This is a genomic window from Roseovarius ramblicola, from assembly GCF_042430665.1.
In the GTDB taxonomy this organism is placed as follows: Bacteria; Pseudomonadota; Alphaproteobacteria; order Rhodobacterales; family Rhodobacteraceae; genus Roseovarius; species Roseovarius ramblicola.
The window spans coordinates 1-19,178 of record NZ_JBHMEC010000011.1 but is presented as its reverse complement, the minus strand read 5'-3'; the positions used below and the strand labels follow the sequence as shown (position 1 = coordinate 19,178).

The following is a 19,178-nucleotide window of genomic DNA, read 5'->3' as shown; positions in this document are numbered from 1 at the left end:
GAAATCGCGCAGATCACGGGGGCATGATGGCCGACAAATTCCTGCATGGCGTCGAGGTAATCGAGATCGACACCGGGCCCCGGCCCATTCGCACCGTCCGCACCGGCGTCATCGGCATCGTGGGCACCGCCCCCGACGCCGCCGGCGCCACGGCGGCCACGCTCACCACCGGTCGCGCCGCGATCAACACCGAGATCGTCCTGACCGCCGTCACGGCGGGCGTCGCGGGCAACGCGATCACGCTCAGCCTGGTCGATCCGGGCGATGTCAGCCAGGCGCTTGCCGTCACGGTCGCGGGCAACGCGATCAGCGTGAGCCTCGCCACCGACGTGAGTGGCGTTGTCACCAGCACCGCTGGCGACGTCATCACCGCGCTCGACGGGGATGCCAGCGCCGCCGCGCTCGTCTCCGCCGCGAACGGCACGGGCAGCGACGGCACCGGCGTCGTATCGCCCACCCTCGCCGCGCAGTCGCTTTCCGGTGGCGCGGCCGAGCCGTTCCCGCTCAACACGCCGGTCCTGGTCGCGGGCAGCCGCACCCGCGCCGCCGGGCTCGACAGCACCGGGGATCGCAAGGGCACGCTGCCCGGCGCGCTCGACGGCATCTTTGACCAGATCGGCGCGGTGGTGATCGTGGTCCGCGTCGCCGAGGGGGCCGACGAGGCCGAGACGCTGGCCAATGTCGTGGGCGGGGTCAATTCCGGCACCGGCAATTTCGAGGGCGTGCACGCGCTGGCCGGAGCCGAGAGCGTCGTGGGCTTTGCGCCGCGCATTCTGTGCGCGCCGGGCTTTACCCATCAGCGCCCCGACAGCGCCCGCAACCCGGTGGTGGCCGAGCTGGTCGGGATCGCCGACCGGGGCCGCGCAGTGATCATCGCCGACGGCCCGAACACCACCGACGAGGCGGCGATCACCTATCGTGGCGACTGGGGCAGCGACCGGGTGTTCATCGTCGACCCGTGGGTCGAGGTGCTGGGGCCGGACGGCGACACGGTGACCGAGCCCGCCTCGGCCCGGGTCTGCGGCATGATCGCGCGGTCCGACAACGACCGCGGCTTCTGGTTCAGCCCGTCGAACCGGCTCATGAGCGGCATCCTCGGGACCGCGCGCCCGATCGACTTCAAGCTCGGCGACGCGAACGCGCGGGCCAACCTGCTCAACGAGCAGGAGGTGGCGACGATCATCCGCCAGGACGGCTACCGCCTCTGGGGCAACCGCAGCGCCGCCGCCGATCCGAAATGGGCGTTCCTGTCGGTCCGCCGCACCGCCGACATCCTCGCCGAGAGCCTGCAGCGCGCGCATCTCTGGGCCGTCGATCGCAACATCACCAAGACCTATGTCGAGGACGTCACCGATGGCGTCAACGCCTTCCTGCGCGGCCTGACCGCCCAGGGCGCGATCCTCGGTGGGCGGTGCTGGCCCGACCCGGACCTCAACACGCCCGAGAACATCGCGCAGGGCAAGGTGTTCTTCAACTTCGACTTCACGCCGCCCTATCCGGCCGAACACATCACGTTCCGGTCGCAGCTTGTGAATACGTACATCCAGGAGGTCTTTGCCTGATGCCTGCCCGCGACGTTCTCAAGAACCTCAACCTCTTCGTCGACGGGCGCGGCTATGCCGGCCAGATCGACGAGTACAGCCCGCCCGACCTGACGTTGACCACCGAGGATTACCGTGGCGGCGGCATGGACGCGCCGGTCCCGATCGAGATGGGGATGGAATCGCTGGAAACCTCCTTCGCGCTGATCTCCTACGATCGCAACGTGCTCACCCAATGGGGTGTGCGGCAGGGCGCGAGCGTGCCGATGACGGTGCGCGGCGCGCTCGAGAGCTTCGACGGCACGGTCAAGCCGGTGGTGCACCGGATGCGCGGCATGATCACCAGCCTGCAGCGCGGCACCTGGGCCGCCGCGCAGAAGCCCGCGCTCACCGTCACGATGCGCCCGGTCTACTACCGCGAGGAGCACGACGGCGTGCTCACCCACGAGATCGACCTCGAGAACATGGTGCGAATCGTCAATGGCGAGGACCTGCTTGCCGCGACCCGCGCCGCGCTGGGCCTGTAAGGGGGGCACATGAACGAGACAGAGATCACATTCGACCGTCCGGTCGTGATCGACGGCAAGGAGGTCACCAGCCTGACCATGCGCGAGCCGACGGTTGATGATCAGCTGGCGGCGCAGGAATCCGGGGGCACCGACGCGCAGCAGGAGATGCGGCTGTTTGCCAATCTGTGTGAGGTCAGCCCCGAAGACATCCGGCGATTGCCGCTCAAGGCTTATGTCGCGATGCGGGAGGCATTCGCGGGTTTTTTGTGATCCCGCGGCGCGAGCTGCGGATCATGGTGCTGGCGTTGGCGCGGCATACGGGCTGGCCGTGGTCTGACATCGCCGCGATGCCGGTCAGCCGGTTCCTGTGGTGGATCGAAGGCGTGCGGGAATGGCAAAAAACCAACGGCTAGACGCCACCATCACCATCGGCAGCGTGCTGCAGGGCACGGTGAAGCGCAACTTCAACGTGCTGCGCGCCGGTCTCGACTCGGTGGGCGACGAAATCAAGCGCGTCGCCGACCGCCAGCGCGAGCTGTCGCGCCAGCGCAAGGTGCTCGAGAAAGAGGGCCGCGCGGTCGATGATCTCGACCGCGAGTATGAAGATCTCGGACGTCAGCTCGACACGCTGCGTAGTAAGCAGGAAAAGTGGGAGCGGGCCGTAAAGACGTCGCGCCGCGTCGGCGATGCGATGCGCGGCACCGTCCGCGACGTCGGCCGGCTGGCGCGCACATCGAGCATCGTGGTCGGCGGGGCGAGCGCCGCCATCTTTGGTGTCGCCAACAGCACCGCCAAGGCCGGAGACCAGATCGCGAAAACGGCCGACCGGCTCGGGGTCGGTGTTGAGGCGTTCCAGGAACTTCGGTTTGCCGCCGACAGGTCCGGCATCGACGAGAGCACCTTTACGAAGTCGCTCGAGGCGTTCACGAAGCGCCTCGGCGAAGCAAAGGAGGGCACCGGCGAGGCCGTGAAGGCGCTGGAAACCCTCGGGCTGACCGCCGAAGAGGTGAGCGCCCTCGATACCGAGCAGCAGCTCGGGCTCATTGCCGACCGCATGAACGAGATCGCCGACCCGGCGCTGCGCAACGCGCTCACGGCGGACCTGTTCTCGCGCGGCGGCCAGAAGATGCTCAACCTTCTGGCCGAAGGGTCGGACGGCATGGCCGATCTGGGCAAGGAGGCGCGAAATGTAGGCGAGGTCCTGGACGAGGTTACCGTTCGCGGCGGCGAAACCTTCCAGGACCGCCTGACGGACTTTCAGGCGGTTGTCGGCGGGCTCAAGAACACGATCGGCTCGGAGCTCATGCCCGTCGTCGGGGACGCGATGAAGCAATTCTCCAGCTTCATGCTCGAAAACCGCGAGGAGGTTAAGGCTTTCGCGAGCGACTTCGCGGACGGTGTGGAGCGCGTCGTGCCCAAGATAGGTGGCCTGATCGAAAAGGTGGCCGAATTTGGCAAGGGTCTGGCAGATGTCGCCCGCCCGATCGGCAAGGCCGTCGCCAAGGTGGGCGAGCTGATGGGCGGCTTCGAGAATGCCGGGACCATCATCGGAGGCTTCTTCGCGGCCAAGTTCATCGGTGCCGCCTTTGCGTCGACCCCGATTGGCATCATCATCGGCCTGCTTGCCGCGGCGGCCCTGACAGTGGTCGAAAATTGGGACGAGATCAGCGCGTTTTTCCAGCGGACGTGGCGCAAGGTGGGAGACGCCTTCAGTCAGGCATGGGAGAGCCATGTGAAGCCAGTGATCGACAACCTCAAGAGCGCGGGTGGCGCCATCGTCGAGGGCTGGCAAACGGTGAAATCCGGCCTCGGCGCGGTGATGGAGTGGCTGGGCGAAAAGTTCGACTGGCTCTGGCAAAAGATCGAGCCGGTGGTGAAGGGGCTGACCTTTCTGCGCGACAAGGGGGCGGCGGCGGTCAACGCCGTGGGTAGCCTGTTCGGTGGCGGCGACGATGCGCCGGCCAACACCTTCAATCCGGTCACGGGTGAGGGCAGGCCGGTCAAGCGCGCGATCGGCGGGGCCTTTGCGGCGGGCCGCGCGCTGCTCGTGGGCGAAAACGGGCCCGAGGCCATGTTCCCGACGCAGGGCGGGTTCATCGCCAACAACCGCCAGCTCGAGCGGATGGCGGCGCTGGCCGAGTCCGTCGTGCAGCGCGGCGCGGCGGTGGCGCAGCAGGCCGTGCGGTCCGGTGCGCAGATCACGCAGAACATCACGGTCAACGCCCAGGGGGTGAGCGCCCGCGAGGTGGCCGAGGAGATCGACCGGCTGCGCCGCGATGCCGAAGAGCGCGCGCTGTTCGATCCGGTGACCGGCTTCGGCCAATACGGGGGGGCGGGCTGATGGCCGACGTGATGCTGCAGCTCGGCGCGTTCCAGTTCGGCGTTGACAGCGCCGCCTATCAGTCGCTGTCGCGCACCGCGACCTACAAATGGGCGGCGCAGAGCCGCGTGGGCACGGCCGACGCGCTTCAGTTCACCGGGCTCGGCCGCGAGAGCATCGATCTGCGCGGGGTGATCTATCCCGAGTATCGCGGCGGCGACGGGCAGCCGGGCCTGATGCGCCTGCAGGCCCTTCTCGGCGTGCCGCTGCCCCTCGTCTCGGGGCAGGGCCGCGTGCTCGGTCTCTGGGTGGTCGAGGGCGTGCGCGAGGCGCAGGCCGTGTTCCGGGGCGACGGCGCGCCCCGGCGGCAGGAATTCGACCTGCGCCTGCGCCGATACGATGGAGGCTTGCGTGCTTTACTACCGTTCTAGGGACGGCGACGTGGTCGACCGCGTCGTCTGGCAGCACTACGGGCGCCAGAATGACGGATTGGTCGAGGCGGTGCTCGAGGCCAATCCGGGGCTGGCCGATCTCGGGCCGGTCCTGCCCGCCGGGATCCGCATCGCGCTGCCCGACATCCCCGAGCCGGAGGGCGCGGCGAGCGTGCGGCTATGGGGCTGAGCGACTGGGAGCCCGCGTTCCGCGTCACCGTCGACGGCGACAACATCACCTCGCTGATCGCGTCGCGGCTGTCTGCGCTCACGCTGACCGACGTCGCCGGGGTGGAATCGGACGCGGTCTCGATCACCCTCACCGACCACCTGCCGCTGCAGCGCCTCGAAATCCCGCCGCCTGGCGCCGAGATCGAGGTCGCGCTGGGCTATCGCTTCCGCCTGCGCGACATGGGACTTTATATCGCCGACAGCGTCGAGGTGTCCGGCCCGCCCGACATGATGCGCATCAGCGCCACCGCCTCGGTCCACGGCCAGACCACCGGCGGCAAGACCGCGCTCACCGAGCACAAGACCCGGTCCTGGGCAAAGGGCACGACGCTCGGCGATCTCGCGGCAAAGGTGGCCGGAGAGCACGGGCTCTCGCCCGCCGTCTCGGCTAGCCTCGCGGCGGTGGCCCTGCCGCATATCGACCAGATCGACGAGAGCGACATCGCCCTGCTGACCCGCCTCGCGCGCGAGCGTGACGCCATCCTCAAGCCGGGCGGCGGGCGCATCGTGCTGGCGCGCCGCGGCGAAAGCCTGACCACCGGCGGCGCGGCCATGCCGGTGATCGAGCTGCGCCCGCGCGACGTGACGAGCTGGCGCATGTCGCGATCCCTGCGCGCACCGGCGGGCCGCGTCGTCGCCGTCTGGCGCGATCGCGACGCCGCGCGCGACGTCGAGGTGGTGGCGGGAGAGGGCGACCCGGCCCGTCGGCTTTCCCGACGCTATCCCGACGCGGACACGGCACGCGCCGCCGCCGATGCCGAGTTCCGCCGCTCGCAGCGCGCCGGGTCGCAACTCTCGGTCCGGCTGCCCGGTGATCCGGACATCGTGGCCGAGGCGCGGCTGCGCCTGACCGGCTTTCGCGATGGCGTGGACGGCGAGTGGCTGATCACCCGCGCGGTGCACGATCTCGGCAACGGCGGGTATCGGTGCAGCGTCACGGCCGAGGTGCCGGAGTAGGGTTCATCTTTCCAGCCGCACCACGTTCGCGCCGCTCTCGACGCCGGTCACATAGTCCGCCCAGGCCTGCATCACCGGGCGCCGCCGCTCGAGCATGTCGGATCGCGCATAGCTGCGCTCGACCCTCCCGCCGATGGTGTGGGCGAGGATCGTCTCGGACACATCCCAGGGGGCCGCGTCGGTGTCCTGCACCCACGTTCGGAAGCTGGTGCGGAACCCGTGCGGCCGTCCGGCCTCGCCCATGTCGCGCATGAGCTTGGACAGCCCGGAATCGCTCACCGGATTGCCGTTCGCGACTGCGAAGAGGTAGTCGCCGCCCAGCGCCTTCCGCGCCTCGACGATCTCGAGTGCGGCGTCGGACAGCGGCACCCGGAATTCCCGCACCTTGCCCTCCTGTCCCTTCATGCGGGCTGCCGGCACGGTCCAAATCCCGTTCTCGATTTCGTCAAATCGCGCGCCGCGGCAACCCGAGGCGCGCACCAGCGTCAGCATCATGAAGCGCAGGCAGGCGGCGGTGGTGCCGCGCCCCTCGAGTCGCTCGAACAGGTCGGGGATGTCTTGCCATGGCGTAGCCGGAATCGGCTCTGGCGTGTGGATCACCGCGCCGAGCATGTGCTGCGCCGCATCGACCGTGAACTCGTCGCACTCGTAGCCCATCAGCTTGCCCTGGCGAAACACGATTCGCAGGCGCTGGATCGCCTTGGTCGCCGTCGGGTGCTTGGTCCGCCAGATGCGCTCGAGCGCCGCCTTGATGTCGTGCTGGCGCAGGGTGCTGATCGGCGCGCGCCCGATCTTCGGGAACACGTGCCGCTCAAGAGGCGACAGCCACCGCCCGGCCTTGCCCTCGTTGCGCAGCGTCGCGGAGCGCGCCTCGAGGACCTCGCGCGCCAGCGTCTCGAGTGTCGGGTCGTCCCGCTCGATCTCAGCGCGCGCAGCCTCGATTGCGGCCTGTCGCTCGGTGATCGGATCGCGGCCCTGAGCGAGCACCGAGGCCCACCTGTCGCGCTGGGCGCGCGCGTCGGCGAGGCTCACGTCGGGCCACGTGCCGAGCCCCATCTGCCTGCGCCGCCCACCCAGCGAGTAGCGCCAGACCCATTTGCCGGTCTTGCCTGTGCCCTTGTGCAGTTCGAGCCCGCGACCATCGCCGAGGCGACCTGGTCCCGACTTCCGAATCGCGACTGCGCTCAACTGCCCCATGCTCGGTCCGCCACCTGGTCCGCCACCACGACGCGGGATTGCGTCATCCCGGCCCGACCTTCGCGCGACAGCATCGGACAGGCTCCCGGTGACGATACGAGCGCGCGCTGGGCGGGGTCAACTGGATTGGGCCGCATCGGACGCGTGTTGCAGGCACTTCACCCGCACCAGCGCCCGGCTCAGGGCGCGGTGAGCCAGTCGTCGCGCGCCTCGTCGGGAAAATCGGGGCGGAAATAGGCCACCATGCGGCCCTCGGGCGGCGCGGTGGCCCCCTCGCGCCACGGCGCGATCCCGTGCAATATCATTCGGTGCATCAGCATGGCGCCACCGGGCGGGGCCACAAGGGCGACGCGGCGGCAGGTCTCGAACGCCTCGCGCCGTGCCGCCTGGTAGGTTCCGGTCAGGTCCACATCCGCCCAATCGCGCGGGTCGATGCCGTCGAGCGCGGCGGCGAAGGCGCGGCGCATCAGGTGGTGGCTGCCCTCCCACACGACCAGCGGGCTCGCGCCCGCGCCCACCTCGGTCAGCGGCAGGCCCAGCAGCCAGGCGTGGCGCTCGCGCAGCATCCGCCGCCGCTCGGGCCCGATGGGCAGCAGCCCGTCGACATGGGCGGCGTCGCGCTTTTGCCGGTAGCGGAAGGCGGCCGGTCCCTCGCCCGCGCGCGGGCGCGGATAGCCCGGCCAGACCACCGAGACCTGCCCCGCGTGCAGCGGCAGCGGCCCGGCGAGGGCGTCGGCGGCACGCCGCGCCGCCCCGATGAGCGGTACGCCCGCCACGCATCCCGCCGCGTCGTTGGGCAGACAGTCGAGGCCGACGAACCACGTCCCCTCGCAGGCCAGCCCCGCCTGCCGTCGTTCGGGCTCGGCCATGCGCACGCGCGCCGCGTTGCGGGCGGCGCGCGCCCATGCCTGGACACCGGGCTCGGGCGGGAAGATCGCCCAGCCCTTCCCGGCGAACCCGGCTACCATCCCAGCGCCTTGCGCAGCATGTTGAGCGCCACCAGCATCAGGAACACGGCAAAGACGCGGCGAAGCGGTTTCGGGTCCATCGCGTGGGCGAGGCGCACGCCGACAGGCGCGGTGATCAGCGTCATGGCGACGACGACGGCAAAGGCCACGAGGTTGACCGCGCCGAAGGTGAGCGGCGGGCGGTTTGCCGGGTCGATCGTCAGGAACAGGAACCCGATCACAGAGGGCAGCGCGATGGTCACGCCGAAGCCCGCCGCGGTGGCCACGGCGCGGTGGATGGCGACGCCATAGAGGCTCATCAGCGGCACACCGAAGCTGCCGCCGCCGATCCCCATCAGCACCGACAGGAAGCCCACCAGCGGGGCCAGCACCAGCCGCCGCAGCCCGCCGGGCATCACCGGGCCCAGCCGCCAATGCGCGCGCCCCAGCCCGAGATAGAGCCCGATCACCACGCCAAGCGCGCCGAAGAGCCCCTGCAGCGTGGTGGAGCGCAGCGACGCCGCCACCAGCACGCCCAGCACCGCGCCGGCCGCGATCCCCGGCGCCCAGCCGCGCAGGATTGCCCAGTCCACCGCGCCCTTGGCATGGTGGCTCAGCACCGAGCGCACCGAGGTGACGATGATCGTGGCCAGCGAGGTGGCGAGGCAGATCTGCATCAGTTGCGGGCCGTCATAGCCCAGCGTCTGGAAGGCGTAGAAGAAGGCGGGCACCAGCACGATCCCGCCGCCCACGCCCAAGAGCCCCGCCAGCACCCCGGCAAAGGCGCCAATCACCGCCAGCAGGGCCAGCATTTGCAGCAGCAGGGCGGTGTCGGGCAGGGCGATGGGCATGGGCGGGCTCCGGTACGGTGATGCGCTCTGGTCCCGGCTTACACCGCGCGCGCGGCAGGGGAAAGGCGCAGAAACGGCTTGCCCCGGGACGGTGTTTCGCGCCAAGGATGCCGCCCGGACAGGGGAACGGGAAAGGAGCGGCGATGCCGCGCTATGCGCTCAGGGTGGAATATCACGGCGGGATGTTCGCCGGGTGGCAGCGGCAGGCCGACCAGGTGACCGTGCAGGGCGAGATCGAGCGCGCTCTGGCAAGGCTGGAGCCGGGGCCGCACACCATCGCCGCCGCCGGGCGCACCGATGCGGGCGTGCACGCGCTGGGACAGGTGGCGCACTGCGATCTGGCGCGGGACTGGGAGCCGTTCCGCCTGTCGGAGGCGCTCAATTACCACCTGCGGCCCCTGCCGGTCGCGATCACCGCCTGCGCGCGCGTCGAGGGGGACTGGCACGCGCGCTTTTCGGCCACCGGGCGGCGCTATCTCTACCGGATCGTGGCGCGCCGCGCGCCGCCCGCCATCGAGGCGGGGCGCGTCTGGCACCTGCGCCGCGCGCTCGATCTCGCGGCGATGCGGGCGGGCGCGGCGCATCTGGCGGGCCATCACGATTTCACCACCTTCCGCGCCTCGATCTGCCAGGCGAAGAGCCCGGTCAAGACGCTCGACGCGGTCGGGATGGCCGAGGTGGAGACGCCGACAGGGCCGGAAATCCACCTCCGCTTCGCCGCGCGGTCGTTCCTGCACAACCAGGTGCGCAGCATGGTGGGGACGCTGGAGCGGGTGGGGGCGGGCGCGTGGCCGCCCGACCGGGTCCGGGATGCGCGCGAGGCGCGCGACCGCGCCGCCTGCGGCCCCGTGGCCCCGCCCGACGGGCTGTATCTGGCGCGGGTGATCTACGCGGACGATCCGTTCGGCGAATAGGTTTTGATCTCGCCCGTCCCGCGCGCTAAGAGGCGGCGAGCGGTCCCGTAGCTCAACAGGATAGAGCAGCTGACTTCTAATCAGCAGGTTCGGGGTTCGAGTCCTCGCGGGATCGCCATTGTTTCAAGGACTTAATGTCGATGGGGCATATGGGTGCGCAAAATGGCGTTTTTTGCTGCACACCGTGTCAAGTGTAAATCTGCATGGCCGCGTATAATATTAACAAGATACTGATAATATTAGATATTCTATATGCGCCTCGTCTAAGAGGAAAAACGGCGGGAGTTTTCTGTAAGCCCAAGGTCTGAGCGTTGCCGCGAGCCTCTCAAGCCAAACCGTTCTGTCCTCATGGACTCCTGACATACAGCGAGTCGGCTGGTGATGACGAAATTCCACGCGTCGAGGCGTCATCATCGCTTCGGGTTAAGAGGCACGACGGCCGAGATGCGCACGACGGGAAGACCGATTAAGGGATCCGGCCAAGTAAACTGCACCCGTGGCGCGCTCGAATACACGAACGGCCCACAGCCGACACTCGAGGCATAGACTGGGGCCGCGGCGCAGCTCATCGACCTCGGGGATCTGGAGATGGAGAACTTCGCGGCCTTCTCGAAGCTGCTGGCAAACCGCCTCGACGGGGTCCCGGCGGAAAACGTCGACCTGCGCGGGATCACCTTGACCGGCTACGACATCAAGGCGCGTGAGCCTGTCGGCAGCGCTGACGGATCCGGCGACGACGAAGACGACGGCGAGGCCCACTTCACACCGACCAGTGCGTCCTGGCTGAACCTCCTCGAACGCTTCTTCGCAGAGATCACGTCGAAGCGCATCCGGCGCGGCAGTTAGTCCAACGTCGACGACCTGGAGGGCGCGATCTACGACTACCTCCTGCTGCACAACGCAAAGCCGAAGCCCTTCGTCTGGAGCAAGACCGCCGAAGACATCATCACCCGTGAGCGCCGCGCGCTTGATGCCCTCGATGAAATCAGGGGAAAGCGGTAGCAAATGTCAGACTCGGAACACTAGTTCATAACTTTTCATTGGGAGTTTGTCATCGTCAATATATTCACGAACCTAGATGCTTCCAAAATGTCTTCATAAGAACAACGGGGAAGGTGCTTTAGAAGTGAAGGCAAAGCGTCGACTGCGGAAAGCAAATCAACAGAAAACCCAAGGCCAGCGAAAAATGAAATGCAGTCGGCCTTTGACGCGAAAGAGTTGTTACTTGCTCCGGCCAGAACAGTACTCGCCAACTCCCGATCTCTAATATCCGGATTGGAACTTTCTACTTTCAGCATTTCCGTAAGAGTCACGTCGCACGATATCCAAAAGCCATCAGCCAAAGTAAGATCAAAAACCTTCTCAGCAATAAATCTTTTTTCGTTCATGGGAAAGTAGCGAAGCAAACCTTCACAGACCACGCAGACGCGGGCCCCTTTGGGGACAGCCTCACGAACACTTTTCCAAAGCTGACCGTTCAAAACATCGCCGGACAATAATTTAATTTTGTCGGAATGGGTATGAGAAAAAGCCCTTTCCCTAATCTCCATAATTCCCGGTAGATCAACCTCCAAAACATCTGCATCGAGCGTGTTTCCTACATCGCGTCCCAGCGACGACAAACCACATCCAAGTTCAACGATCACGTCCCCACCAACTTTCAATACAGCTTCCTCAATTAGGATTTGGCGGATTTGTAACTCCAACGAATAGATATCGTCATGTTCAATGTGATCGTCTACCTCCACAATCAGATCTGGAAATAGTTGCGAAAGGCGCGAGTACGTCGTCGGATCGATTTCTCTGCGCTTGCAAGCTGTAAGTAACGCAGTTTTCTCAACCGCACTCAGTTTAATCATCGATCCCGCTCGCCAAGAAAGGATTACTCTTTCCTGCTGGTATTAAGGACTGCAGATACGGCGATCTACAAATTTTTCTTAGTACTGCATTATTCGCAAGGTGCATTCCCGCCAAGTGCTCCGCTGGAGAAAAGGCCGCCCCAGCACTTCCATGATGACATATATCGCCTTTGGCACTCAGCCATACATTGGCACCGCTACACAGAAAGTACACTATGGAGAAGCGTTCTGACCGGGGCGCGGCTCCATGGACAGTTGCTTTGATCTCGCCGCCTGATAAGCGCGCTAAGGCATCGCCAGGAAGAACAATCAGGCTTTCTTCGCTCTCATTGGCTCGAATGGTCTCACCAGCGTGTTTTACTAGGAGAGATGGGGAAGTGCTGTAAATAAGTGTGACAAACTCATAGTCATGATGATATGGAATGTTATCGTCAGTTGCCCCGCTATAGCGGAGAAGGCGCGTATTTCCGGAAGGGAAAGCGAACATCTCCCGTATCTTGGCTTCACTTTGCCGCGCCACCTGAAGTATCACGTCTACTGCGACATCTTTCATCAAGGCCTGCATTTCGATACAAATGTTCTTGTGTAAGTCGTTTTGGTCCGGCCAGATATTAGCTGCGCGCAGAAACTCCGACAACTCATCCGACTGGTTTTGGTCCTCGTGGCCGTACTCAAATGAATAGTACCGACGTTCCTTCTCGGCTGCTGACAGATGCTTTGTCGGTTGTAATTCATAGCCAGTATAGCCACGCATTCCAAACACTGTTCCAAGGCCTAACCTTGCACGCTCGCCATTATCCGCTGCGTGGAGATCGCGGGCTGCCTTAACTCCAGCGCGAAAAAGCTTGATTTCTGCGGGGCTTAAATTGATTCGAGAGAAGCCATGAGTCTGAAAATCCTCGCGATGCTGACTATGCTGTGCCATCGGGTACCATGAATTCGGATACTGGAGTGACGCAAAAGTCGATTGCTAAATAGCCCGCAGGGCGAGAGTTGCCGCTATCACCACGTCCCCCAAACGAAGCATAGCCGCTTGCGTTTGCCGTCGGACAATTCCATACAATGTTACCGAACTCGGCCATGCGCGAGAATTCGTTGTACTCATCTCGGGACCGGCTCAGCAGCCCTGCAGTGAGGCGCAATTCGACGCTGTTTGCGACTTCGATCGCTTGTTGAAGGTCGGCCACAATTCGCACTTGAAGCACCGGTCCCATCTGTTCTTCTTGCTCCAACGGGAGCTGCGTTGGCATTCTCACGATGAAAGGAACGATCGACTCCATCGGGGAGATTTGTGTCCCAAAAATGACATCGTCCGCACTCTCCGTCAGCTTTGCCGTGTAGTCCGCTAGTCGTGAAATGTCGTCTTCACGTCGCATCACTCCGTAAAATGCGGTCGAATCGGTTATGTCATTTGCAGATCGTAGATTGGAGACTTTACTTACCAAGGCATCAATGATGCCTCTTTCATATGCGGCTTGAGTGATCAGCAGATGCCGCGCGCTGTTGCATCGTTGTCCCGCAGACCAGAATGCAGAGTTCACAATGATATCAGACGTTTTTTCAACATTATCGAAGTCTCCCACAACAAGGACGCTGTTTCCACCAGCTTCGATGGCACACGGGACGTTCCGCTCAGCACATTTTTGACGAATGGACTGACCAGCAGATGCGCTCCCTGTAAAGAAAACCGCGCCCACGCCTTCGCTACAGACAAGCTGTTTGCCAAGATCCGCACTTCCGAGAAGTAGTTGGATCACTCCTCGCGGCAGCCCCGCTTCATCCGCAGCCTCAACGTATTGAATTGCAGAGGCACATCCTAGTTCGCTGGGCTTAATAATAACGGAATTACCGGAAAGCAGCGCCGGAATTACTTGTCCATTCATCATGTGTAACGGAAAATTATACGGACCCAATACCAAGCATGTGCCGTGTGGGCGAAAGCTTGTCTTTACGATAATGCTCGGATCCTGAGATGGCGCTAAAATATCTTGGGCGCGATTTTTGTAAGCAGATATTGATGCATCGAGTTTACCGGGGAGAATACCTACTTCTTGTTCAGCTTCCCAATACGGTTTTCCAGCTTCTTGCGCGACAATTGTACTCAATTCATCCTTTTTCGCTTCAAGGACGGAAATGAAATTCTGCAAATGCTGGATGCGTTTTTCTGTCCCAATGGCATACCATTCAACTTGGGCTCTACTGGCGCTGTCAACAGCTGAGGAAATTTGTTGGTCGCTCGGAAGTTGATACTCAACTATAGGCTTCCCCGCCCACGGTTCAACTTCAGTTATCGATTGCTCTGTGCCGGCTGCCCAGTTGCCGTTTATGAAGTGTTTGCCATCTATCGTCATTTCCGTTTCCTCTGCCACAGCACCGCCTTGCATTCCAAGCGGCACCAAGTTTAGTTACCATCAATATTGATGGTGATTAATGAGACCGGGGCTTTCTGAGTATCTTCGACTTTCTCTGGGAGCCCTGTTATCGCGAACGAAGCCACAAAGAGAACTACTGCCAAGCCGATTGCTGATGAAGACGCCTTCAGTACGGCAGCGCCTTGAGTATTGATCCTCGATAGTCCACTTATTTGATTACAGTTGTGCTGTAACATTTCTTCCTTAGTCAGCCCGAAGATAATTTTTTGATACTCTTCCTTAGATCTATTAGATGTACCGATCGCTGACCGTGGATTTATCTCATTTCCGATGCCTGAGTTCATTTTTGGCGTAACGTGCCAAACGCAAAGCATGATTGAAACAATCAATAGGGCTGCTGCTATAACGCCGAGAATAAGAGGAGCGCCTGATTGAATGTCAAAGCTTCTCATCACAAATGTACCACCCGCCAAGAACAGGGAGCTAATGGTGAGAAGAGCTTGCAGCTTCGTGTCAGTGTACGAAAAGGTACTAAAGTGCGTATCGATAATGTGGTAGGTGAAATTAAGCGCCGCGTTAAGGTCTTTCACTGCGAGAGGATCATCGGTTTGCATCGCGAGAGGCTCATCACTGTCTTGCTCACTATGCATTTTTCGCTCCAGCAGCTTCAATGGTATAGGCCCGCAGAATTGTATCTTGCTGGCCATGCACCAGAGATGTCTTTCGATACATTGTTGCGGCGCCGACAGTAACATCACCTGCGACAAAAATAGACGACTTTTCGTAAGCTAAATTAGGCGAATTTTGTCCTGTGTCATATCCACCCAAAACAGGCTGCATAGATTGTTTTCTAGACAGATCTTCCTGCACAATCCAAGGCTCGCCACGTTGGAGATCTGATACAATTCGATCCCGTATATTCGCCCAAGCCCTTTTGGAAAAGCGGTTCAGCATAAATACGGCTCGAGACCCCCAGTTGCGAGTCGTGTCTTGGCCTGCATACTTTAGAACATAAGGCCGGCGCTGCCGCGGCCACGACATTACACTATCAAGGGATAATTTCTCGGTACCAGTGAAAAAATTGAGGTCAGAGGAAAGCAGATAGGTCGGAGCTATATGTTTCCTTATATCGTCGGAGTAGTAGTGCTTCGTAAGGGGATGAAATGGTAGCGCAAGGGGTAGCTTTTGATCAAAAATCTGCGTTGGTGGATAGTCAAATACTACTTCGTCTTTAGCTGCGGCAGCAAGGCGGTCGGAAAAGATGTTCTGAGAAACCAAGCCTTTGAATGAATGGGAACGTACTAGACGACATTCTCGATCCGTTATTTTGTCAAACCCAAAGAATGATACATGGCATGTACGCCTCAGTCTTTGGATGAGATAGAGGCTTGTAAGTGGGCGGGACGAGTTGTCTAGTAAATGATGTGCTGTGCTTGCGCGGTTCGCTTCAAATAAATGTCTATGGAGCCTTCTGACATAGGCATCTCCTGCGTTTCTATCGAAGGCATCTAGCGCAATGCAGTACTCCGCCCATACGGAACCTGGACATTGTATTTCCGCAATTTTACCGGGGACAGGTTCGTCGGTGCGATACGACTTTGGTATAAGAGACACATTTTCTGCCATGGCTCTATGAGCCGCAAGATCAAATCCGCCGTGTTCACGGCCGCCCAATAGCAGCGAACGAAGCGGAAGTTGGTCGGCAGACAGAGTGCTTGATATAGCGAAAGAAATCGTGCCTGAAAAAAAATTCTTGATTGCATTTGTCCGAGATTTCATTTCTGAACATGTTTCGGACCATTGTGACACAATCGGGCTTAAGTTCGTATCGAACTCAACAGGAAATCCTAACTCCTTTGTAAGTAGTTGGGAGGCGTAAACGTTAGCGGCGCCAGGCTTTGCTTCGTTCAAAATCGTGACCGTCCCCGAGTCAATTACCCCCAAAATTTTAGAAGATGCCCCATCCCTTCGCAAGTGCAAACTTGGTAAACCGCTAGTCTGTATGCGGCGCAGAGAGCCTGCTCTGAAGGCGGCGTTCGACAGGCGATGTCGCGCAAAGCTCCGACCTGCCGGACTTAAACGAGCACGTCGGGCGGCACTAGGCTCAGGACCCATAAGCGGGATTCCCATGGCGGTTGAGGTGTGATTCAAGCTCCCAAATGTTGGGAGTTGTCCATGTCCGACCACCACTTCTGGCTCTCTGACAAGCAATTTGCCCGCCTTCAGCCGCTGTTGCCGAACAAGCCACGCGGTGTGCCGAGGGTCGATGACCGGCGGGTGATCTCGGGCATCATCCACGTGATCCGGAACGGTCTGATGTGGAAGGATGCGCCGCCGGTCTACGGGCCGCACAAGACGCTCTACAATCGCTTCGTGCGGTGGTCCGCGGCGGGTGTGTTCGACAGGATATTCGCGGAACTCGCTTCCGAGAGCACAGCGGCGGACACGGTGATGATCGACGCCACGCACCTCAAGGCACACCGCACCGCGGCGAGCCTTGCAAAAAAGGGGCTGCTCCGCGGCGCATCGGGCGGACCAAGGGCGGGCTGAATTCAAAGCTGCACGCGGTCTGCGATGGCGACGGCAAGCCCTTGATATTGCTCCTGACCGAGGGGCAGGTCAGCGATTATGAAGGCGCGAAACACATCTTCGAGCACCTGCCGCCCGAAGCCACGACCCTGATCGCAGACCGGGGATATGATGCGGACTGGCTTCGCGACGCACTGCGGGACTGCGACATCGCCCCGTGCATCCCGCCCCGTGCGAACCGTATCGAGCCCGTCGACTACAATGCCGACGTCTACAAGCGCCGCAACCTCGTCGAACGCATGTTCGGACGCCTCAAGGACTGGCGCCGCATCTCCATGCGCTACGACCGATGCGCCCACACCTTCATGAGCGCCATCTGCATCGCGGCAACCATCATGTTCTGGTTATGAGTCCTGAGCCTAAAGCGTGCCTGGTAAAAATGTTTGGTAAATCAATGGCGTAGACTGGATTTTCCGAATGTCTATTTTCAACAGCAAGCCAGAGAAGGTTCGACGGGGGTCCTGTTCCCTCCCGCATTCGCCCATTGAATGGACCTTGAACGGAGTGTCGGCCTGCTTCTGGAGGAGTGGACAGACTTTCTCGCTGGACCTGGGTCATACCCATCGGAGGCGTGCAACTTGTGTTCAATCACAAGTGAAGGTCCAGAAAGCGCACGAAAGCAGCTTCTTACGCAAACGCAGCGAATTCACCCTATGTCCCGCAAAGCCGCCATCTGACCCAAGAAAATGCCGCATGATGCACGAATGACCGCTTCGACGGGCGGCATCGCAGCAAGGGGTCAGCGGCTGAATGTCCTGATAGTGCCCCTTTCCTTGGTGTAAGAACGCCGACCTTCGGGAAGGCCCGGGTTCTTATCAGGACGCCACGGCGGGCCGCCTGACGTCTGGAGTGTCGTTCACGCGCGCGAGGGTTTCAAGGCTCATGTATCGGCGCGCGACCGTCCATTCGTCGTTGGTCTCGAGCATGATCGCGCCGACGAGCCTGATGATGGCGTCATCGTTGGGGAAGATCCCCACGACATCGGTGCGCCGCTTGATCTCGCGGTTCACCCTCTCCAGCGGGTTCGTGGAGGCGATCTGGGCCCAGTGCTCTCGCGGGAAGTCCATGTAGGCGAGAACGTCGTCGCGCGAGGCGTCCATGAAGGTGCCGAGCTTGTCCTGCTTTTCACGGAGTGCATCCGCGACAGTGTCCCACTGGGCTTCGGCTTCGGCCTTGTTTTCCTGGGCGAAGATCGTCTTGAGCATCGCCGCCACCGCCATACGCTGCTTGGTCGGGGCATGGGCCAGGGCGTTGCGCATCCAGTGAACCCGGCATCTCTGTTGGGTGGCGTTGAAGCCCCGCCGCGCGGCGGCGCGCAGCCCCTTGTGGTCATCGGCGATGACCAGCTTCACGCCGCGCAGGCCGCGGTCAGCCAGGGAGCGCAGGAAGTCGGTCCAGAACGTCTCGGCCCCGGATAGGCCGGTGGCGACACCCAGAACCTCGCGCTTGCCGTCCTCGTTGACCGCGACCGCCACTATCACGGCGCGGCTGATGATGCGGCCGCCCTCGCGGACCTTCACGTAAGTCGCATCGAGCCAGAGATAGGGCCATGCGCCCTCCAAAGGCCGGTTCAGGAACGCGTTCACACGCTCGTCGATCTCGGCGCAGAGCCGGCTGACCTGGCTCTTCGACATCCCGCCGGCGCCCATGGCCTTGACCAGGTCGTCCACCGACCGCGTCGAGACGCCATGGACGTATGCTTCCTGGATCACCGCCACGAGCGCCTTCTCGGCCGTGCGCCGTGGTTCGAGGAAGCTCGGCAGGTAACTGCCCTTGCGCAGCTTCGGAATTTCCAGCGGGATCCGGCCCGCACGCGTGTCCCAGTCCCGGTCACGGTAGCCGTTCCGCTGGACTTGTCGCAGGGGCGAACGCGCACCCTTGGCCGCGCCCGTCTGCGTCTCCACCTCCGCCTCCATGATCCGGTCCGCCGCAAAGGCCAGCATCTCGCGCACGAGATCGCCGTCGGCCTGCTGTTCAACCAGCTCAAGCAATGCCATTCTCTCATCGGTCATCGTCATCTCCGTCTTTGGTTTCGAGCGTTGCAACCCGAACCTTTGCCGAAGATCGACGGTGGCCGCCAGCGTCACCACCGGCCGCGCGCTGCGCTACGCCGGGGGCTCCGCGCGCGGCCTCTTACACCACCCCCTGGGACACTATCTAGGGTTTGACGTAGGCTGCAGGCATGAGCCGAACGTCGTGGCCTAACTTGCGCAGCTCGCGACCCCAATGATGGGCTGATCCGCACGCCTCCATGCCCACAAAGCAACGCGGTAGTGTCTCAAAGAATGTCAGCAGTTTTGCGCGCTTGATCTTCTTGTTGACGATCCGGCGTCCCGTCGCGGAGACGCAGTGAACCTGAAAAACATCCTTGGCCAAATCGAGACCCACGGTCTTTATGAGCTACCCCCCGAAATTCGGACACTGACATAAGCTACGATTTGCAGTCTGCTGATCTTCGAC

19 protein-coding genes, 1 tRNA gene and 2 pseudogenes are annotated in these 19,178 nt (G+C 62.4%); 12 read left to right on the top strand and 10 right to left on the bottom strand.

Annotated elements, in window-relative coordinates; translation table 11 throughout:
- The first annotated feature begins 26 nt into the window (after window positions 1-26).
- The 8 genes from ACFFU4_RS07110 to ACFFU4_RS07075 are packed head-to-tail and all read left to right on the top strand — an operon-like array spanning window position 27 to window position 5,989.
- Window positions 27-1,562, top strand: coding sequence for a phage tail sheath subtilisin-like domain-containing protein (locus ACFFU4_RS07110; RefSeq protein WP_377068514.1), 1,536 nt, complete (start codon window positions 27-29; stop codon window positions 1,560-1,562).
- The gene (locus tag ACFFU4_RS07105; RefSeq protein ID WP_377068512.1) at window positions 1,562-2,068 is read left to right on the top strand and encodes a phage major tail tube protein; all 507 of its coding nucleotides are present in this window, start codon (window positions 1,562-1,564) and stop codon (window positions 2,066-2,068) included. Before ACFFU4_RS07110 ends, ACFFU4_RS07105 begins: the two co-directional genes overlap by 1 nt.
- A 9-nt stretch (window positions 2,069-2,077) precedes the next feature.
- Entirely contained in the window at window positions 2,078-2,320 is a 243-nt protein-coding gene (locus ACFFU4_RS07100; RefSeq protein WP_377068510.1) for a phage tail assembly protein, read from the top strand.
- On the top strand, window positions 2,317-2,463 hold the full coding sequence (locus ACFFU4_RS07095; protein ID WP_377068508.1) for a hypothetical protein: 147 nt from the start codon (window positions 2,317-2,319) through the stop codon (window positions 2,461-2,463). The genes ACFFU4_RS07100 and ACFFU4_RS07095 overlap by 4 nt, the downstream gene beginning before the upstream one ends.
- A complete protein-coding gene (locus tag ACFFU4_RS07090; protein ID WP_377068506.1) occupies window positions 2,442-4,391 on the top strand; it encodes a hypothetical protein in 1,950 nt (649 codons plus the stop codon). The genes ACFFU4_RS07095 and ACFFU4_RS07090 overlap by 22 nt, the downstream gene beginning before the upstream one ends.
- Window positions 4,391-4,801 carry a phage tail protein gene (locus tag ACFFU4_RS07085; RefSeq protein WP_377068504.1) on the top strand — a complete coding sequence of 137 codons (411 nt, stop codon included), beginning with the start codon at window positions 4,391-4,393 and terminating at the stop codon, window positions 4,799-4,801. The genes ACFFU4_RS07090 and ACFFU4_RS07085 overlap by 1 nt, the downstream gene beginning before the upstream one ends.
- The gene (locus ACFFU4_RS07080) at window positions 4,782-4,991 is read left to right on the top strand and encodes a tail protein X (RefSeq protein ID WP_377068502.1); all 210 of its coding nucleotides are present in this window, start codon (window positions 4,782-4,784) and stop codon (window positions 4,989-4,991) included. The genes ACFFU4_RS07085 and ACFFU4_RS07080 overlap by 20 nt, the downstream gene beginning before the upstream one ends.
- Entirely contained in the window at window positions 4,982-5,989 is a 1,008-nt protein-coding gene (locus tag ACFFU4_RS07075) for a phage late control D family protein (RefSeq protein ID WP_377068500.1), read from the top strand. Before ACFFU4_RS07080 ends, ACFFU4_RS07075 begins: the two co-directional genes overlap by 10 nt.
- A gap of 3 nt (window positions 5,990-5,992) precedes the next feature.
- Here the strand turns inward: ACFFU4_RS07075 and ACFFU4_RS07070 are convergent, their stop codons facing one another.
- The 3 genes from ACFFU4_RS07070 to ACFFU4_RS07060 form a co-directional block, all read right to left on the bottom strand.
- Window positions 5,993-7,186 carry a tyrosine-type recombinase/integrase gene (locus ACFFU4_RS07070; protein WP_377068498.1) on the bottom strand — a complete coding sequence of 398 codons (1,194 nt, stop codon included), beginning with the start codon at window positions 7,184-7,186 and terminating at the stop codon, window positions 5,993-5,995.
- Between the two features lie 179 nt (window positions 7,187-7,365).
- The gene (locus ACFFU4_RS07065; protein ID WP_377068496.1) at window positions 7,366-8,154 is read right to left on the bottom strand and encodes a phytanoyl-CoA dioxygenase family protein; all 789 of its coding nucleotides are present in this window, start codon (window positions 8,152-8,154) and stop codon (window positions 7,366-7,368) included.
- The gene (locus ACFFU4_RS07060) at window positions 8,148-8,972 is read right to left on the bottom strand and encodes a sulfite exporter TauE/SafE family protein (RefSeq protein ID WP_377068773.1); all 825 of its coding nucleotides are present in this window, start codon (window positions 8,970-8,972) and stop codon (window positions 8,148-8,150) included. The genes ACFFU4_RS07065 and ACFFU4_RS07060 overlap by 7 nt, the downstream gene beginning before the upstream one ends.
- Before the next feature lie 155 nt (window positions 8,973-9,127).
- Between ACFFU4_RS07060 and truA the strand changes: the two genes are divergently transcribed.
- The 3 genes and pseudogenes from truA to ACFFU4_RS07045 form a co-directional block, all read left to right on the top strand.
- Complete coding sequence (gene truA, locus ACFFU4_RS07055) at window positions 9,128-9,898, top strand: tRNA pseudouridine(38-40) synthase TruA (RefSeq protein ID WP_377068494.1); 771 nt, start codon at window positions 9,128-9,130, stop codon at window positions 9,896-9,898.
- 41 nt (window positions 9,899-9,939) lie between these two features.
- A tRNA-Arg gene (locus tag ACFFU4_RS07050) sits at window positions 9,940-10,016 on the top strand.
- 638 nt (window positions 10,017-10,654) lie between these two features.
- Window positions 10,655-10,900 (top strand): annotated as a pseudogene (locus ACFFU4_RS07045) (IS630 family transposase); the annotation flags it as partial.
- Window positions 10,901-10,935: 35 nt separating this feature from the next.
- Here ACFFU4_RS07045 and ACFFU4_RS07040 read toward each other — a convergent pair.
- Genes ACFFU4_RS07040 through ACFFU4_RS07020 form a run of 5 tightly spaced genes read right to left on the bottom strand, consistent with a single transcriptional unit; the run spans window position 10,936 to window position 16,040 of the window.
- The gene (locus ACFFU4_RS07040; protein ID WP_377068492.1) at window positions 10,936-11,757 is read right to left on the bottom strand and encodes a hypothetical protein; all 822 of its coding nucleotides are present in this window, start codon (window positions 11,755-11,757) and stop codon (window positions 10,936-10,938) included.
- Window positions 11,750-12,682 (bottom strand): 2OG-Fe(II) oxygenase family protein, encoded by a 933-nt coding sequence (locus ACFFU4_RS07035; RefSeq protein ID WP_377068490.1) that lies wholly within the window; start codon window positions 12,680-12,682, stop codon window positions 11,750-11,752. Before ACFFU4_RS07035 ends, ACFFU4_RS07040 begins: the two co-directional genes overlap by 8 nt.
- Window positions 12,669-14,108: an aldehyde dehydrogenase family protein gene (locus ACFFU4_RS07030; RefSeq protein WP_377068488.1), complete on the bottom strand. Its 1,440-nt coding sequence runs from the start codon at window positions 14,106-14,108 to the stop codon at window positions 12,669-12,671. Before ACFFU4_RS07030 ends, ACFFU4_RS07035 begins: the two co-directional genes overlap by 14 nt.
- A gap of 50 nt (window positions 14,109-14,158) precedes the next feature.
- Window positions 14,159-14,800, bottom strand: coding sequence for a Pycsar system effector family protein (locus ACFFU4_RS07025; protein ID WP_377068486.1), 642 nt, complete (start codon window positions 14,798-14,800; stop codon window positions 14,159-14,161).
- Complete coding sequence (locus ACFFU4_RS07020; protein WP_377068484.1) at window positions 14,772-16,040, bottom strand: hypothetical protein; 1,269 nt, start codon at window positions 16,038-16,040, stop codon at window positions 14,772-14,774. Before ACFFU4_RS07020 ends, ACFFU4_RS07025 begins: the two co-directional genes overlap by 29 nt.
- Window positions 16,041-16,304: 264 nt before the next feature.
- Between ACFFU4_RS07020 and ACFFU4_RS07015 the strand changes: the two genes are divergently transcribed.
- Window positions 16,305-17,068 (top strand): IS5 family transposase gene (locus tag ACFFU4_RS07015; protein WP_377068482.1). Its coding sequence is split into 2 segments (ribosomal slippage): window positions 16,305-16,625 and window positions 16,628-17,068, totalling 762 coding nucleotides; the frame shifts between segments, so codons are not numbered across the junction.
- A 465-nt stretch (window positions 17,069-17,533) separates the two neighbouring features.
- Here the strand turns inward: ACFFU4_RS07015 and ACFFU4_RS07010 are convergent.
- Window positions 17,534-18,730, bottom strand: coding sequence for an IS256 family transposase (locus tag ACFFU4_RS07010; protein ID WP_377068480.1), 1,197 nt, complete (start codon window positions 18,728-18,730; stop codon window positions 17,534-17,536).
- Between the two features lie 148 nt (window positions 18,731-18,878).
- Window positions 18,879-19,115 (bottom strand): annotated as a pseudogene (locus ACFFU4_RS07005) (IS110 family transposase); the annotation flags it as partial.
- Window positions 19,116-19,178 lie beyond the last annotated feature (63 nt).

Excerpts from the sequence above, each read along its gene's own strand:
- ACFFU4_RS07110 (WP_377068514.1), top strand. The coding sequence starts at position 27 with ATGGCCGACAAATTCCTGCATGGCGTCGAGGTAATCGAGATCGACACC.
- ACFFU4_RS07105 (WP_377068512.1), top strand. The coding sequence starts at position 1,562 with ATGCCTGCCCGCGACGTTCTCAAGAACCTCAACCTCTTCGTCGACGGG.
- ACFFU4_RS07100 (WP_377068510.1), top strand. The coding sequence starts at position 2,078 with ATGAACGAGACAGAGATCACATTCGACCGTCCGGTCGTGATCGACGGC.
- ACFFU4_RS07090 (WP_377068506.1), top strand. The coding sequence starts at position 2,442 with ATGGCAAAAAACCAACGGCTAGACGCCACCATCACCATCGGCAGCGTG.
- ACFFU4_RS07085 (WP_377068504.1), top strand. The coding sequence starts at position 4,391 with ATGGCCGACGTGATGCTGCAGCTCGGCGCGTTCCAGTTCGGCGTTGAC.
- ACFFU4_RS07075 (WP_377068500.1), top strand. The coding sequence starts at position 4,982 with ATGGGGCTGAGCGACTGGGAGCCCGCGTTCCGCGTCACCGTCGACGGC.
- ACFFU4_RS07070 (WP_377068498.1), bottom strand. The coding sequence starts at position 7,186 with ATGGGGCAGTTGAGCGCAGTCGCGATTCGGAAGTCGGGACCAGGTCGC.
- ACFFU4_RS07065 (WP_377068496.1), bottom strand. The coding sequence starts at position 8,154 with ATGGTAGCCGGGTTCGCCGGGAAGGGCTGGGCGATCTTCCCGCCCGAG.
- truA (WP_377068494.1), top strand. The coding sequence starts at position 9,128 with ATGCCGCGCTATGCGCTCAGGGTGGAATATCACGGCGGGATGTTCGCC.
- ACFFU4_RS07040 (WP_377068492.1), bottom strand. The coding sequence starts at position 11,757 with ATGATTAAACTGAGTGCGGTTGAGAAAACTGCGTTACTTACAGCTTGC.
- ACFFU4_RS07035 (WP_377068490.1), bottom strand. The coding sequence starts at position 12,682 with ATGGCACAGCATAGTCAGCATCGCGAGGATTTTCAGACTCATGGCTTC.
- ACFFU4_RS07030 (WP_377068488.1), bottom strand. The coding sequence starts at position 14,108 with ATGACGATAGATGGCAAACACTTCATAAACGGCAACTGGGCAGCCGGC.
- ACFFU4_RS07010 (WP_377068480.1), bottom strand. The coding sequence starts at position 18,730 with ATGACCGATGAGAGAATGGCATTGCTTGAGCTGGTTGAACAGCAGGCC.